This is a genomic window from Streptomyces sp. SS7 (assembly GCF_037993025.1).
Lineage (GTDB): Bacteria > Actinomycetota > Actinomycetes > Streptomycetales > Streptomycetaceae > Streptomyces.
This window is the reverse complement of the sequence record NZ_CP141223.1, coordinates 6,155,827-6,169,586: the sequence shown is the minus strand read 5'-3', so window position 1 is coordinate 6,169,586 and position 13,760 is coordinate 6,155,827. Positions and strand designations below refer to the sequence as shown.

Here is a 13,760-nt window from a genome sequence, read left to right as displayed (position 1 = left end):
GGCTGGACATGCCCCGGGCATGTGCCAGAGGGCCAGTGTCGCAGTTGAGGACACCAAAGGCACGCCATCTTCTCGCCAACAACCCCTCCCCTCCGGCTCCTTGGCCGTTATCGTGGAAATGATTCGCTGCCAGGATCACCGCTCATGGATCACCGCTCATGGATCACCGCTCATGGATCACGGCCAGAGGAAGCGACCAGGGGGGAACACCGTGGCGCTGAAGCACGAGCCGACCGCGCCGTACCACTCGGCTCAGGACGCCCTGCGCGTCCTGGAGACGGTGGCCCGGCACTCCACCGGTGTCACCGACACCGAACTCGCCCGCGAGACCGGCCTGGAGCGGGAGCGGCTGACCACGCTCCTGCGCATGCTGCGCCGCGAGGGGTACGTCGAGCAGGTCGCCGACGGCGCCTACGTCACCGGGGACGCCCTGACCCGCCTGGGCTCCGCCCACGGCCACCAGCAGGCCCTGCGCGACCAGCTCCAGCGCACCCTGGACCGGCTGCGCGACTCGATCGGCGCCGCCGTCTACGTCAGCCGGTACGTCGACGGCGAGGTCACCATCGCCCAGTACGCCGACAGCCCCGCCACCCCCGCCGTCCACGAGTGGTTCGACTTCCGCTCCTCGGCGCACGCCACCGCGCTCGGCAAGAGCCTGCTCGGCCAGCTCGACCACAACGGCCGGCGCGACCACCTCTCCCGGCACAAGATGGCCCGTCTCACCTCGCGCACCATCACCAGTGACCGGCTGCTGCTGTCCCGACTGGAGTCCCAGCCGCCCACGGTCCCGCACCTCGACCTCCAGGAGTACGCGGTCGGCACGGTCTGCGCGGCCGTCCCGATCACCGCCGGCTCCTCCGTGGGCTGTCTCGCCCTGTCCCTGCCCGTCGCCCACGCCCACCGCCTGCGCCAGGCGGCCGACGCCCTGAACAGGAACGCGGCCCCGGTCCTGCTCTCCCTGGCGATCTAGGACCCCCCTAGGACCCCCCTCGGCCCGGGACAGCGGGCCGGTCCGAAGCACCCCTGGGGACCAGGTAGTATTTTCTCTGTCGCCGGCCGCCGAAGGGCGGAGGGCGGGAGTCATGCGCCGCTAGCTCAGTTGGTTAGAGCAGCTGACTCTTAATCAGCGGGTCCGGGGTTCGAGTCCCTGGCGGCGCACATCGGAAGGGCCCCTCGTGGAGACACGAGGGGCCCTTCGGCGTCCTCGTCGGTCAGCGGCCGGTAGCCGGCCTCCCCCGGCGGGCGCCACCACACCGGGTCGGCGCACCGCATCCCCTCCCGCCTCAGCAGCGCGCGGTGGATCTTGTTGGTGGCGGTGACGGGCATCCGCTCCACCACCCGGACGAACCGGGGCGCCATCTTCGTCCCCAGGTCCGGCTGGGCGGCGAGGAACGCGGCGAAGGCGGCCGGCTCGAACTCCCCCGCGAGCGTCGCCATCACCTGGTCCCCGGTCACCGGGTCCGGCACCGCGTACACGGCGACGGCGTCCGCGCCCTCGTACCGGGCGAGGATGTTCTCGATCATCGCGGCGGCCAGGTTCTCGCCGTCCACGCGGATCCTGTCGTCCGTACGCCCGGCGAAATAGAGGTAGCCGCCGGTGTCGCGGTAGAAGAGGTCGCCGGTCCAGTACAGGCCGTCCCGGCGCCGCTCGGACTCCGCCTGCGGGTTGCGCCAGTACCCCTCGAACGGGTTCGGCCCGCGGTTGACCAGCTCCCCGATCGCCTCGTCCCCGTTGAGCAGCCGCCCGGCGGCGTCGAAGCGGGCCGGCGGGCACTCGTTCCCCGACTCCGCGTCGAGGACGGCCAGCCCGGGGCCCGCCGGCCCCACCGCGCCGGCCGGTGTCCCGGGCGTCCACTGCACCGCCGCGCCGCCCTCCGAGGAGCCGTACCCCTCCACCAGCCGCACCCCGAACCGCCGCTCGAAGGCCGCCGCGTCCACCACCCCGGCCTCGGTCCCGAAGCCGAGCCGCAGCACATGGTCCCGGTCGGCCGGGCCCGGCTCGGTGGCCAGCAGGTACTGGATCGCCCGGCCGACATAGGTGAAGTACGTCGCCCGGTGGCGCCGTACGTCGGTGAGGAACGCGGAGGCCGAGAAGCGGCGGCGCAGGGCCACCCCGGCCCCGGCGGCCAGCGCCGGAGCCCAGTCGGCGATCACCGCGTTGCCGTGGAACATCGGCATGCAGACGTAGTGCACGTCGTCCGGTACGACGGAGAACCGCGCCGCCAGGGTCCGGCCCGCGGCGGCCAGCCGGCCCTGGGTGCAGATCGCGGCCTTGGGGGCGCCGGTCGAACCGGAGGTGAAGTAGAGCAGGAGACGGTCGCCGGGGCGGGCCCGGGACGGGTCGGGGCGGGCGCCCGCGCAGGGGGCGAGGAGAGCCTCGTACTCCTCCGTGCCGGTCACCAGGACCCGGACCCCGGGCAGGTCGAGCCCGGCGAGCAGCGGGAGGTGGACCCGCTCGGTGATCAGCAGGGCGCACTCGGTGTGCAGGATGTCGCGGGCCAGCTCGGCGCCCCGGCGGGTGGGGTTGATCCCGGCGACCGCCGCACCGGCGAGCGCGGCGGCGGACAGCCACAGCGGGAACTCCGGGGTGTTGTCGAGCAGCACCCCGAGATGCGGTGCGGCACCCGGCGGCAGCAGCTCGGCCAGGAGCGCGGCCCGGGCGGCGGCACCGGCGGCGACCTCGTGATGGCTGAGCACCGTGTCCTCGCACCACAGTCCCGGCCGGTGGTCGTCCCAGCGGTGCGCTACGAGTGCGGCGACGGACTCCATGGGGGCGCACGGTAGCTGACATACCGTCAGATGACTATGCGGACGGCGCGCGTGAACGGCCGAGCGGGGCACGTTCGGAAGAAACCCGGGCGCCGTTGTCGATCCGGCCGCGTCCCGTTCGACATGCTGACGGAGGACGCAATGGTCCTCCGCACAATCGCCTCCCGCGGAGGCGACCGGACCTGATGAGGACAGCCATGGATCAGTTGCTGCGCGTGCAGAACTTCACCGTCTCGAGCGACGGCGTCGCCGCCGGGGAGGACCAGAGCCTGGAGCGGCCGTTCGGTCACGCCGTCGATCCGGCCCGGCTCTTCTCCTGGGCCGGCGCCACGGCGAGCTGGCCCAACCGCACCGAGCCCGGCGGGAGCCGGGGCCTCGACGACTACTTCGCCCGCGACTTCGGCCACAACATCGGTGCCGAGATCATGGGCCGCAACAAGTTCGGACCCCAGCGCGGAGCATGGCGCGACCACGAGTGGCGCGGCTGGTGGGGCGACGAGCCGCCCTTCCACACGCCGGTGTTCGTCCTGACCCACCACCCGCGGCCGTCGTTCACGCTCTCCGACACCACGTTCCACTTCGTGGACGGCGCCCCCGCCGACGTGCTCGCCCGGGCGCGGGAGGCCGCGCAGGGCAAGGACGTCCGGCTCGGCGGCGGAGTGACCACCGTCCGGGAGTTCCTCGACGCCGACCTCGTCGACGCCCTGCACGTGGTGGTCACCCCGGTGGAACTCGGCTCCGGGCTCCGCCTGTGGGACTCGCCCGACGAGCTGCTGGACCGGTTCCACCTGGAGGTCGTGCCCAGCCCGAGCGGCGTGACCCACCATCTCTTCTGGCGCAGGTGACACGGGCCCCCTGCGCGCACCCCCGGCACGGCCCTACGGCGCGACGTCGCTCCAGGCGGAGGTCTCCGTCTGGGCGCCGATCATGAAGGCGACGCAGCCGGCGAGCACCACTGCGAGGAAGACCAGCAGACAGCCGGTCTGCGCGAAGAGCCGCCCGTGCGCCGGGGGGTGGGCGGTGGCCTGCTCGGGGCGGTCGGCGGGATGGAAGACGGTGACGATGTCGCCCTCCAGGATCGTCCCCGGTCCGTTCTCCTCCTCGAACCGGACCGTGCGGCCCTCGCGGGTGGTGAACTCGTAGACGTGGTGCAGGACCGTCGTCACCCGGCGGTGCTCACCCGTGCTCGTCCTGGTCGTCGTGTACGTCCGCAGGCAGCGCGCCTCGGCCGTCAGCCCGCTGCCCCAGGCCCGGCTGACGCGGCGCGCGCGGCTGATCACCGTGTACATGGCGAAGAGAACGCCCATGATCATGATCGATGGGACGATCAGGAAGAAGATGTCCATACGAGCCCCCCGAGCTCCGGTCACCGGCCTGCCCGGCCGGTGTGCAGGGAACGTACCCGTACCCGGGGCGGCGTTGACTCAAGGGAACCTCAGAAATCCCCGGCGGACGCGGTGGCCTCCTCCGGGTCCGCGCACGCCCGTCGACGGCGCACGCGGACCCTGGCCGACGGTCCCTCAGAAGGTGACGTCGGAGCAGGCGTAGAAGGCGTTGCCCGTGTCGGCGATCGTCCAGACCGCGAGGATCACATGACGGCCGGACAGGCCCGACGGGAGCGTGCCGCTGTGGGAGAGGGTGGCGGGCGGACGCCGGCCGCCGTAGGGGACGGTGAGGAACGGGGTGAGGTTGAGGTCGGAGCGGGCCAGGCGGTGGTTCTGGTTCCAGCCCTGCTTGGTGACGTAGTACGTGAAGTCGGTCGTGGCGTGCATCGCGGTGAACTGCCAGCGGAAGGTGTAGCTCCGGCCACCGGTCACCCGGGTGGCCGGCCAGGCCCCGCCCGAGGGGGTCCTCGGGCTGTCGAGCTGGGCGAAGCGGGCGTTGTTCGCGGAGCAGATCGATCCGTCGGCCGCCCCTGAGCCCGGGAAGCCCTTCGGACCTTCGACGCTCTGCGGCTCCCACTGGATGTCGCCGCAGTCCGTGACCGTGCCGTTCTGACAGAGCTTCTGCCGGCTGACGGGCAGATCGGTGTAGCCGTGACCGCTCGCGCCGCCGGCCGAGAGCACGAGGGCTCCCGCCGTGGTGAGCCCGAGCGCGGCGGCGTACCACTTGGTCTTTTCGCGCATGCTGCCGCTCCTGGAGAACGTGGGGAGTTCACTGAGCCGAGCCGTGCAGGTCTAGACCAAGTGCGAGATTATTGCCGTTCCCTGAACATGTCCAGACCAATCACGGGGTCTGTTCCCCGCGGCCCGCCGCGAACGCCACCGTCAGGTCCTTCACCAGCGCCTTGCGCTCGTAGTCGTCCAGCTCCACCAGACCGCGCATGGTCAGCCGCGTCACCGTGTCCTCCACCGAGTCGACCACCGACGTCAGCACGGTCGCCCGGTGCTGGGCGTCGAGCGCGGCGATCCGCCGCCGGTGCATCGCGGCGGCGACCTCCGGGGCGTACTCGATCCGCAGCGGCTGCACCGAGAACACCTCCACGCCGATCGCGCCCGCGTCCCGCGCGACCCGCCGGGTCAGCGCCTCCCCCGCCGCCTCGACCGACCCCCGGCCCGCCCCCGGCGGCTCCACCGGGATCCGGGCGAGCGCCGCCTCCACGCACTCCCGCAGATACGTCTCGTGATCCTCGACGCCCAGCGTGGCCCGCGCGGTGTCCCGCACCCGCCACACCACCAGGACGACCACCCGCAGCGCGACCCCGCTGCCGTCGGCCGCCGGCATCGGCTCACCGCGCCAGTGCCGCAGCCGGACGTCGACCCGCCGGCGCAGCAGCAGCGGATTGACCCAGAGGAGACCGGTACGGCGGACGGTCCCCCGGTAGCGCCCGAACAGACCGAGCACCCAGGCCTGCCCCGTCCGCCCCCGCGCCAGCCCCCCGAACCCGAACAGCCCCAGGGCCGCGGCTCCCGCGTACGCCGCCCACTGCGCCGGACCGAGCCCGGCCCCCGCCCACGCGGGCAGCCGCAGCGCCTGCTCCACCAGCGGCGGCAGCACCCCCGCCCACCACGAGGCGGCCACACAGCCGGCCGCCCCGCAGACCCCGGCGAGCACCCCGGCCGCACCGGGCAGCACCCGCGCGGGCCGCTCCACCAGGGCCGGGTCGACCTCGGCCTGCGGCCGCGCCTTCGCCGCCACCGGCCGCCTCAGCCGCGGCGGCTCCCCGCTCGGGCTCCCCGCCACGGGCCCCACCACCGCGGGCCCCACCGCGACCGACCGCGGTCCGGCCTCGTCGCGGAACAGCAGATGGACGGGGATCTCGGTGGTCACCTCGTTGTGGATGAGCCGCCCGCCGCGCCCCTCCCCCACGGGCGGGGGCGGCGCCGACGGCAGCGGTGCGGCGATGCCGGGCTCCGCGGTCCCGTCCGCCGCCGCGCCGGGCTCCGAGGACCGGCCGGGCTCAGGTGTGTGTGAAGTGGTCGGGTGCATTGCGTGCCTCCAGCCTCCGCGCCAGATACGCCATGACAGTGAGTGGACGGCCCACGAGTGACCCCACGGGCCGAGGAGTACGAACGGCTGCGGTCGGCTCCCGTCACCCCTGGGCGAACAGCCGCCGCCAGGTCTCCGGCCCCGGGTAGCCGTCCGCCGCGCCGCCGCGCCAGCCCTGGGCCCGCTGGAACGCCTCGACGGCCCGCCGGTCCGCCTCGCCCCAGCGCGGTCCCGGACCCCGGGCGTAGTACCGGCCGAACCCCTTCTTCACGAGCTGCCTCCCCAACTGCGTGACATACGCGTTCTGCGCCCCCGGCCGGAACAGGCCCCGGCCGGGGAAGGCCAGCGCGCGCGACGCGGGGGGCGGGGGTGCGGGGGCGGGGGCGGACGCGGCGGGGGCGATGTCCCGGCCCCCTCCCGTGCTCAGCAGCCGCCAGGTCTGGGGGCCGGGCAGCCCGTCCGCCTGGGCGCCGCGCCACCCCTGCGCCTGCTGGAACGCCTGGGTGGCCCGGCGGTCCGCCTCCGACCAGCGGGGGCCGGGCCCCGAGACGTAGAAGCGGGCCCCGCCGCGCGCCACGAGGAGCCGGCCGAGCTGGGTGACGTACGAGTTGTTCGCGCCGGGACCGAAGAACGACGGACCGGGGTAGGCCACGGCCGACCCGGCGCCCGCGCCGTCCGTCGCCTGCGGCCCGGACGCCTCCGTACCGGACCCCGCCACGAGCCCCTTGTAGCGGTACGGGACATAGCGGTCGGCATGGCTCCAGTAGGCGTAGGGGGTGGTCTGGCGGCGTGCGGTCGGGCGGGTCTGTTCGTAGGCGAGGTAGTAGGTGTGGGTGTAGTCCGTCCAGCCGCCGAAAATGACGACGTGCGAGCCTTTCTGGGGGTCGGCCGGATTGTGGAAGAGAAGAATGTCGCCGGGCTGGAGTTCCTCCTTGGAAATACGTGTCCCGTACTGGGCGAGCGTGCCCGTCCATTCGTTTCCGGGCAGCCGCCAGGCCATCGAGACGAATCCCGAGCAGTCCTGCCGGTAACCGTCGGACCAGTACGCGCTCATGTTGTACGGCACCTGCGCCGCGACCCACTCCCTGGCCCGCCGGATGATCTCCGTGCGGGTCGTCGCCGGTGTTCTCACGGTGGCCTCGGGCTGGGCGGGCCGGCCGCCCGGACCGTGCAGCGGCGCCGTGCCGCCCTGGGGGGTTTCAGGCTCCTCACCTGCGGGGATTCCCGGCCGAGCAGGGGCCTGCGGGGCGGCGAGGGCGGGTACGGCGTGGCCCGCGCCGAGCGTCGCGGCCGCCGCGGTGGCGACGACGAGCGTCCGCCGGGCGGCCGGGTGACCGCCGAATCGGGAGGACCCCCACGCGGCGGAACGGGGAGGCAGCCGGCGCCCGTGCGCGCACCCGGGGCAGTCGCAGTCACTCGCGGGATCGAATTCCTCGAATACCGGAGCCTCCATGCGATTCCCCTCACACTCCAGCTGGAAATGTCCGCGGCTGTGCACGTCCGTCAGTTTCTCAACTGTCGCTGCGACGCGCATGCTGACGGTCCGAACGATGTACCCCGGCCCGGAGGGGGAGGGCGGCCCCGGCCGGGGTGGTCGGGGGCACCCTCCGGCGTCCTGTAGAGTTACGACGTCAGCAGGCGCCGCTAGCTCAGTTGGTTAGAGCAGCTGACTCTTAATCAGCGGGTCCGGGGTTCGAGTCCCTGGCGGCGCACAGACGGCAGAGGCCCTTCGCGGAAGCGGGGGGCCTTTCGCGTGAGGCCGAGCGCGTACTCGGGCCACCACGTGCCCGCCTTCGGGCCCCCCTTGCACTCCCCGTCCGAGTCCCCCGGGGTCTTCACCCACAGGTAGGCGTCCACCAGGGGGTCGGCCGTCCTCGTGGTCGGCGGGGTGCCCAGGGCCCGGCCCGGGGGGTTGCACCAGCGTTGTGCGGGGTCGCCCTCGCGGTAGGGACCGTTGCCGTTGCGGCTGGTGTCGACGACGAAGTGCCTGCCGCCGACCGCCGCGGACAGCTGTCTGCCGTACGCCAGGGAGTCCCCGGTGGAGTAGAAGTTGGCGACGTTGACCGCGAAGCCGTCGGCCCGGGCCACGCCCGCCCGCAGCAGCGCCCGGTCCATCCCGTCCGTCCGGCCCCGGCCCGCGTTGCCGGCGTCCAGGTAGACCTTGGTGTTCTTGAGCGACTTGAGGGTGGTGACCGCGTCCGCCAGAAGGGCGTACCGCTCCTCGCGCAGGGCGGCCGGGGTGCAGCCGTCGACCAGGTGGAGGAGCGCGTCGGGCTCCACGACGACGAACGCGGGGCGGTCGGCGATGCCCCGGGCCACCGCGGCGGTCCAGGCACGGTAGGCGGCGCCGTCGGCCGCGCCGCCCCGGGAGTACTGGCCGCAGTCGCGGTGCGGGATGTCGTAGAGGACGAGCAGCGGGATCCGGCCCGCCCGTGCGGCGGCCTCGGTGACGGCGCGGGCCCGCGCCTCCGGATCCGCGCCGCCGAGCCACTCCCCGGTCGCGCGCCCGGCGATCCGCCGGACCGCCGCCGCCTCGGCCGCCCTGCCCTCGCCCTCGTACACGGCGAGCTGCCGTGCGGCCGCGCTCCCGGGGTCGGCCCAGAAGGGCTCATCACCGCCGACGACGCCCCACCCGCCCCCCGGACCGACCCCGCCCTGCCCCACCGGGGCCTGGTCGGCGGGGGTCTCAGCCGTCTGGGCCTCCCGGGCAGGGGCCTCACCCGTCGGGGTCTCCCCCGTCGGGGCTTCCCCGGCAGAGGTCTCACCCGTCCGGCTCTCTCCGCGTGCGCCACCTGCGGTCGCGCCTGCTCCGGGGGCAGTGCCGTCGGGGGCGGCCTCGCCGGGCGGAGGCTCCCCGGCCGCACTCGCCCCCGCCATGGCCTCACCCGCGGGAGCATCCCCCGCCTGGGCCTCCCCGCCTGCGGCGCCGTCGGCCGGGGGCTTCACGGGCCCGGCGCTTGCATGAGCGCCGGACTCGGTGTCGTCGGCTCCCGGGGGGACCGGGGTGCAGCCCGTGAGGAGGAGGAGCGCGCCCACGGTCGTGCTCAGGAGCGCGCCCCGCAGGGCCGTGGCTCCTCTTCCGGCGTCCATCCGCATCCCCCTCGGGCGGTCAGGCGCGGCCGGTCAGGTACGCCGACACGATCACGTTCGCCGTGTAGCTGCGGCTCACCCGGTCGAAGGTGCCGCCGCAGGTGATCAGACGGAGTTCGGCGCGGTCCGCCTGCCGGGTGCCGTAGGCCTCCTGGGCGTCGAAGTCGGCGCGCTGGACGACCTCGACCTGGTCCACGGTGAACTCGGCGACCCTGCCGTCGTCGCGGACCACCCGGATCGTCTCGCCCGCCCGCATGGTGCTGAGCTTGTAGAAGACGGCGGGGCGGGTCTCGGTGTCGACGTGCCCGACCATCAGCGCGGTGCCCCGGGCGCCGGGTTTCGCACCGGCCGCGTACCAGCCGACGACCCCCGCCTGGTCGAACGGCGGCGGGTCGATCCCGCCCGCGGCGTCCAGGCCCCGCGCGACGACCGGGGCCTGCACGCCCAGTTCGGGGATGTCGATGCGCTGCGGCAGCGCGGACGTGAGCGGCGCGGCGGCGGGCGGCAGCTCGGCGTCGGCCGGGCGGCCCACGGCGGCCACGTCGCCCGTGGTCGGCGCGGACGCCCCCGGCCGTACGTCGGTCACCTCGCGCCCCCACAGCCACAGCCCGAGCAGCAGCACCGCCCAGGCCACTCCGGTGACCACGCGACCGGAGGAGCGTTCGGGGTCGGCCATCGCTCAGCCCGTCCCGCGGCCCCGGCGGGCGGCGCGGGTGGCCCGGGTGCCCCGGTACGCCACCACGGCCGCGGCCACGCCCGCCAGCACCAGCCCGGTGACGGTCTGCGCCGTACCGGGGCCCTCCACCCGCGCCTCGTCGGCGGAAGCGAGCGGCGCGGTGCCGCCGCCGCCCGCGTGCACGGGGGCGATCGGAGAGGCGGGGGTGTCGCCGGGGACCGTCGGCTGCGCGGGCGGCTGCGACGGCCCGCGGTCCTGCGCCACGACCGTGATGCGGCCCTTGACCTGGAAGTCGACGCACGTGATCCGCACGTCGTAGGTGCCGGCCGTGATCGAGGAGCGGACCCGGGTCTCGCCGACGAGGGTGCCGCCCGTGCCGACGAGGCGGGCGTCGGCGACGAAGGCCGTCGAGGCCGCGGTGGCGGTCTTCCCGCCGCAGCCGCTGACCCTCAGGACGACCTCGGCGCCGGGCGTCGGGGTCTCGGGCGTCACGGAGACGCTGCCGCCCTTGCCGCCGCCGTCCTCGGCGAAGGCGTGGACCGTGGGAAGGAGCACCGCGGCGGCGGCCGCGGCACCCGCACAGAGCGTGACTTTCAGTGGACTCATCGTGAACCTCCAGCTCTCTGGAGACTCCCCCGCCGAGACCCCGCGCGCATCCTCTGGCGGGGTCTCATTGCTCCGTACGGGTGGGTTGTGGGGCCGGCCGGGTTTCGGATCCGGCGTCTCAGATCCGGTCGACGAGGTCCGCGATGGAGTCGACGACCTTCGAGGGGCGGTACGGGAAGTTCTCCACCTGCTCGGGGCGGGTCAGGCCGGTGAGCACCAGGAAGGTCTGCATCCCGGCCTCCATGCCGGCCAGCACGTCGGTGTCCATGCGGTCGCCGATCATCGCGCTGGTCTCGGAGTGTGCGCCGATCGCGTTGAGGCCGGTGCGCATCATCAGCGGGTTCGGCTTGCCGGCGAAGTACGGCTGCTTGCCGGTCGCCTTGGTGATCAGCGCGGCGACGGCCCCGGTGGCCGGGAGGGGGCCCTCGGTGGAGGGGCCGGTCTCGTCCGGGTTGGTGCAGATGAACCGGGCGCCGTCGTTGATCAGCCGGACCGCCTTGGTCATGGCCTCGAAGGAGTAGGTCCGGGTCTCGCCGAGGACGACGTAGTCGGGCTCGTGGTCGGTGAGGATGTAGCCGATGTCGTGCAGGGCGGTGGTGAGGCCGGCCTCGCCGATGACGTACGCCGTGCCGCCCGGCCGCTGGTCGCCCAGGAACTGGGCGGTGGCGAGGGCCGAGGTCCAGATGTTGTCGATGGGCACGTCCAGACCCATGCGCCGCAGGCGGGCGTGCAGGTCGCGCGGGGTGTAGATCGAGTTGTTCGTCAGCACCAGGAACGGCCTGCCGGACTCGCGCAGCTTCTTCAGGAAGGCGTCGGCTCCGGGGATCGGAACGCCCTCGTGGATGAGCACACCGTCCATGTCGGTGAGCCACGACTCGATGGGCTTGCGGTCTGCCATGTGCGGGATCTCCTGCCGTACGCGGGTGCGGCCCCAGCCTAATCACCGCCCGATCTTGAGGGAATGCCCGGAATCGGAGCGTCCGAGGACTGGGACCGGAGCGGCTCAGTTGCGGCGGCGGGCCAGCAGGAGAGCGATGCCGGCGGCGACGAAGCAGGCGGTGGCGGCGAGGAGGGCGGAGACCGAGCCGAGGCCGCTGCGGGCGAGTTCGGCGGCCTCGTCGGCGAGGGAGGGGGTGCCGGTGGAGCGGGGCGAGGGGGAGGAGGTGGAGGTGGAGGTGGAGGTGGAGGTGGAGGCGGAAGGGGAGGGGGAGGCGGAAGGGGAGGGGGGAGTGGCGGGGGTGGTCCCGGGCGTGGTCGCGGCGCCGCTCGCGAGGGGTGCCTCGCTCGCGGGGGCCTCGGGCGCGGCGCTCGTCCGGGGCTCGCCCTCGACGGCGAACCGGTAGTCGTTCGACTGTCCGATCCAGTCGCCGTCGTCGCCGTGCCGCTGGACGAGCGCCGCGTTGGCGGTGATGTCGTCGGCCGCGGTGTCCGAGGTGAGCGCGAGCCGCACCTGGACGGTGAGGGTCTCGCGGGGGGCGACCGTGAAGCCGGGGAAGGCGCCGGGCTCCCCGTCGGGCCCGTCGGTGAAGACGCCGACCAGCTCGTCCTCGTCGGTCGTCTCGAAGCGGACCGGATGCGGCCGGCCGTCGACGTAGAAGTCCAGGTGCGGTTGGCCGGGCCGCAGGGCGCGCCCGGAGTCGACGAGGACGACGACCGGGTGGACCCCCGCGCAGGCGCGGTCGGTGGTGTTGGTGAGGTCGAGGTACCAGGTGCCGTAGCCGCCGCCCGCCCGGTAGGAGTCCGGGCCGCCGTGCAGCCGGGTGGTGAGGGGGAACGCGGTGGCGTCGGGACCGGCGCAGGGCGCGCCGTCCTCTGCGTGCGCGGGCACGGCGAGCAGGGCGGCGGTCGCGGCGGCTGCGGCGGCTGCGGTCGCGGCACGGCGGAGGGCGTCGGGCGTGGGCACTCGCATGGTCATGTGAGCCTGCCGGGCGAGAGCGGGCAGGGGGCACCGACACGGCCGTATGACTGTGCGATGGTCGGGTTTTTCACCCCTCCGGTGGAGCCGTGGGGCCGTGGAGCCGTGGGGCGGCGGGGCCGTGGAGCCGTCGGGGGGCGCGTCTCCGATCCCCGCCGTCAGCCGTCGCCCCTGCCGAACACGGGCGCCAGCAGGAGCTGGGCCGCGCCGGCGGCGACCACCCGGTCCCCGCCCGGGGCGAGCCGTACGGGCACGGCGCCCTCGGGCAGGCCCTCGCGGCGGGCGCGGTCGGCGAGCACCGAGGTGACCCCGCGGACGAAGGGCCCCGGTGTCGCCGTGACGGTACGGCCGCCCAGCAGGACCAGGTCGATGTCGAGCAGTCCGACGAGGTTGGCGGCCCCCTCGCCGAGCACCCGGGCGGCCTCGCTCACGTCCCCCTTGCCGATCGCCGCGAGGCACAGCGCCTCGACGCAGCCCCGGTTGCCGCACCAGCAGTGCAGCCCGTCCATCTGGATCACCTGGTGGCCGAACTCGCCGGCCCCGGTGCGCGCGCCCCGGTGCACGGTCCCGCCGATCACCAGCCCGGCCCCCAGCCCCGTACCGAGATGGAGGTAGGCGAAGGAGCCGCGTTCGCCGCCGACGGCGAGTCCGAGGGCGGCGGCGTTGGTGTCCTTGTCGACGACGACCGGCACCCCGAGGCGATCGGCAAGGGCGTCGCGCAGGGGGAAGCCGTCCCACTCCGCGAAGCCGGTGACGCGGTGCAGCACGCCGTGGACATGGTCGAGCGGGCCGGGCAGCGCGATCCCGACCCCGAGCAGCGAGCCCGTCGCGCCGCGCCCCAGTTCCCCGGCCTCCCGCACCACGGTCTCCAGCACCGCCTCGGCGCCCGCGCCCAGGTCCAGCGGTACCAGCCGCTCCCCCACCACGCTCCCGTCGAGGTCGGTCAGCACCGCCCGCAGCTCGTCGCGGTCCAGATGGACGCCGACGGCGTGCCCGGCGTCCGGGACCAGGCGCAGCAGGGTGCGCGGTTTACCGCCGGTCGAGGCGCGCTGGCCCGCTTCCGCCGCGAATCCCTCCTCCCGCAGCCGCCCGGTGATCTTGCTGACGGCCTGGGGGGTGAGCCCGGTGCGGTCGGCCAGCTCCAGCCTGCTGATGCCGTCGCGGCCCGCCGCCCGCAGCAGGTCCAGCACCAGCGCGGCGTTGTGGTTGCGCAGGTCCGGCAGGTTCACGCCGGTCGTGCGCCCGGTTCCGTTCGTCCCGTTCACTCCTCCATTC

The 13,760-nt window shown here is 74.4% G+C and carries 11 protein-coding genes, 2 tRNA genes and 2 pseudogenes; 4 read left to right on the top strand and 11 right to left on the bottom strand.

The genetic code is table 11. The features are described 5' to 3' along the window. Positions 1-211: 211 nt before the first annotated feature. Positions 212-970: an IclR family transcriptional regulator C-terminal domain-containing protein gene (locus U5640_RS28550; RefSeq protein ID WP_340378792.1), complete on the top strand. Its 759-nt coding sequence runs from the start codon at positions 212-214 to the stop codon at positions 968-970. A gap of 114 nt (positions 971-1,084) precedes the next feature. Next, positions 1,085-1,158, top strand: a tRNA-Lys gene (locus U5640_RS28545). Here the strand turns inward: U5640_RS28545 and U5640_RS28540 are convergent. After that, positions 1,124-2,769 (bottom strand): annotated as a pseudogene (locus tag U5640_RS28540) (AMP-binding protein). The gene U5640_RS28545 and the pseudogene U5640_RS28540 overlap by 35 nt on opposite strands. A gap of 197 nt (positions 2,770-2,966) precedes the next feature. Between U5640_RS28540 and U5640_RS28535 the strand changes: the two are divergent. Further along, entirely contained in the window at positions 2,967-3,614 is a 648-nt protein-coding gene (locus U5640_RS28535) for a dihydrofolate reductase family protein (protein ID WP_340378790.1), read from the top strand. Positions 3,615-3,647: 33 nt separating this feature from the next. Here U5640_RS28535 and U5640_RS28530 read toward each other — a convergent pair whose 3' ends face one another. From U5640_RS28530 to U5640_RS28515, 4 genes are all read right to left on the bottom strand, one after another. Then, positions 3,648-4,115, bottom strand: a complete 468-nt coding sequence (locus U5640_RS28530; RefSeq protein ID WP_340378788.1) for a DUF3592 domain-containing protein — start codon at positions 4,113-4,115, stop codon at positions 3,648-3,650. A gap of 174 nt (positions 4,116-4,289) precedes the next feature. Continuing rightward, a complete protein-coding gene (locus U5640_RS28525) occupies positions 4,290-4,895 on the bottom strand; it encodes a lytic polysaccharide monooxygenase (RefSeq protein ID WP_340378786.1) in 606 nt (201 codons plus the stop codon). Positions 4,896-4,995: 100 nt separating this feature from the next. Next, complete coding sequence (locus U5640_RS28520) at positions 4,996-6,198, bottom strand: SPFH domain-containing protein (protein ID WP_340378784.1); 1,203 nt, start codon at positions 6,196-6,198, stop codon at positions 4,996-4,998. A 103-nt stretch (positions 6,199-6,301) separates the two neighbouring features. Then, entirely contained in the window at positions 6,302-7,651 is a 1,350-nt protein-coding gene (locus U5640_RS28515) for a peptidoglycan-binding protein (RefSeq protein WP_340378782.1), read from the bottom strand. Positions 7,652-7,836: 185 nt separating this feature from the next. Between U5640_RS28515 and U5640_RS28510 the strand changes: the two genes are divergently transcribed. Beyond that, a tRNA-Lys gene (locus tag U5640_RS28510) sits at positions 7,837-7,910 on the top strand. Between the two features lie 49 nt (positions 7,911-7,959). Here U5640_RS28510 and U5640_RS28505 read toward each other — a convergent pair. From U5640_RS28505 to U5640_RS28480, 6 genes and pseudogenes are all read right to left on the bottom strand, one after another. Beyond that, positions 7,960-8,808 (bottom strand): annotated as a pseudogene (locus U5640_RS28505) (glycoside hydrolase family 6 protein); the annotation flags it as partial. A gap of 499 nt (positions 8,809-9,307) precedes the next feature. After that, positions 9,308-9,964 carry a class F sortase gene (locus U5640_RS28500; RefSeq protein WP_340378780.1) on the bottom strand — a complete coding sequence of 219 codons (657 nt, stop codon included), beginning with the start codon at positions 9,962-9,964 and terminating at the stop codon, positions 9,308-9,310. 3 nt (positions 9,965-9,967) lie between these two features. Continuing rightward, positions 9,968-10,570, bottom strand: coding sequence for a hypothetical protein (locus tag U5640_RS28495; RefSeq protein ID WP_340378778.1), 603 nt, complete (start codon positions 10,568-10,570; stop codon positions 9,968-9,970). A gap of 118 nt (positions 10,571-10,688) precedes the next feature. Next, positions 10,689-11,468 (bottom strand): HAD-IIA family hydrolase, encoded by a 780-nt coding sequence (locus tag U5640_RS28490; protein ID WP_340378776.1) that lies wholly within the window; start codon positions 11,466-11,468, stop codon positions 10,689-10,691. A 105-nt stretch (positions 11,469-11,573) separates the two neighbouring features. Beyond that, positions 11,574-12,485: a hypothetical protein gene (locus U5640_RS28485; RefSeq protein WP_340378774.1), complete on the bottom strand. Its 912-nt coding sequence runs from the start codon at positions 12,483-12,485 to the stop codon at positions 11,574-11,576. A 158-nt stretch (positions 12,486-12,643) separates the two neighbouring features. Continuing rightward, positions 12,644-13,750 carry an ROK family transcriptional regulator gene (locus U5640_RS28480; protein ID WP_340378772.1) on the bottom strand — a complete coding sequence of 369 codons (1,107 nt, stop codon included), beginning with the start codon at positions 13,748-13,750 and terminating at the stop codon, positions 12,644-12,646. Between the last annotated feature and the right edge of the window lie 10 nt (positions 13,751-13,760).

Excerpts from the sequence above, each read along its gene's own strand:
- U5640_RS28535 (WP_340378790.1), top strand. The coding sequence starts at position 2,967 with ATGGATCAGTTGCTGCGCGTGCAGAACTTCACCGTCTCGAGCGACGGC.
- U5640_RS28530 (WP_340378788.1), bottom strand. The coding sequence starts at position 4,115 with ATGGACATCTTCTTCCTGATCGTCCCATCGATCATGATCATGGGCGTT.
- U5640_RS28525 (WP_340378786.1), bottom strand. The coding sequence starts at position 4,895 with ATGCGCGAAAAGACCAAGTGGTACGCCGCCGCGCTCGGGCTCACCACG.
- U5640_RS28520 (WP_340378784.1), bottom strand. The coding sequence starts at position 6,198 with ATGCACCCGACCACTTCACACACACCTGAGCCCGGCCGGTCCTCGGAG.
- U5640_RS28515 (WP_340378782.1), bottom strand. The coding sequence starts at position 7,651 with ATGGAGGCTCCGGTATTCGAGGAATTCGATCCCGCGAGTGACTGCGAC.
- U5640_RS28500 (WP_340378780.1), bottom strand. The coding sequence starts at position 9,964 with ATGGCCGACCCCGAACGCTCCTCCGGTCGCGTGGTCACCGGAGTGGCC.
- U5640_RS28495 (WP_340378778.1), bottom strand. The coding sequence starts at position 10,570 with ATGAGTCCACTGAAAGTCACGCTCTGTGCGGGTGCCGCGGCCGCCGCC.
- U5640_RS28490 (WP_340378776.1), bottom strand. The coding sequence starts at position 11,468 with ATGGCAGACCGCAAGCCCATCGAGTCGTGGCTCACCGACATGGACGGT.
- U5640_RS28485 (WP_340378774.1), bottom strand. The coding sequence starts at position 12,485 with ATGACCATGCGAGTGCCCACGCCCGACGCCCTCCGCCGTGCCGCGACC.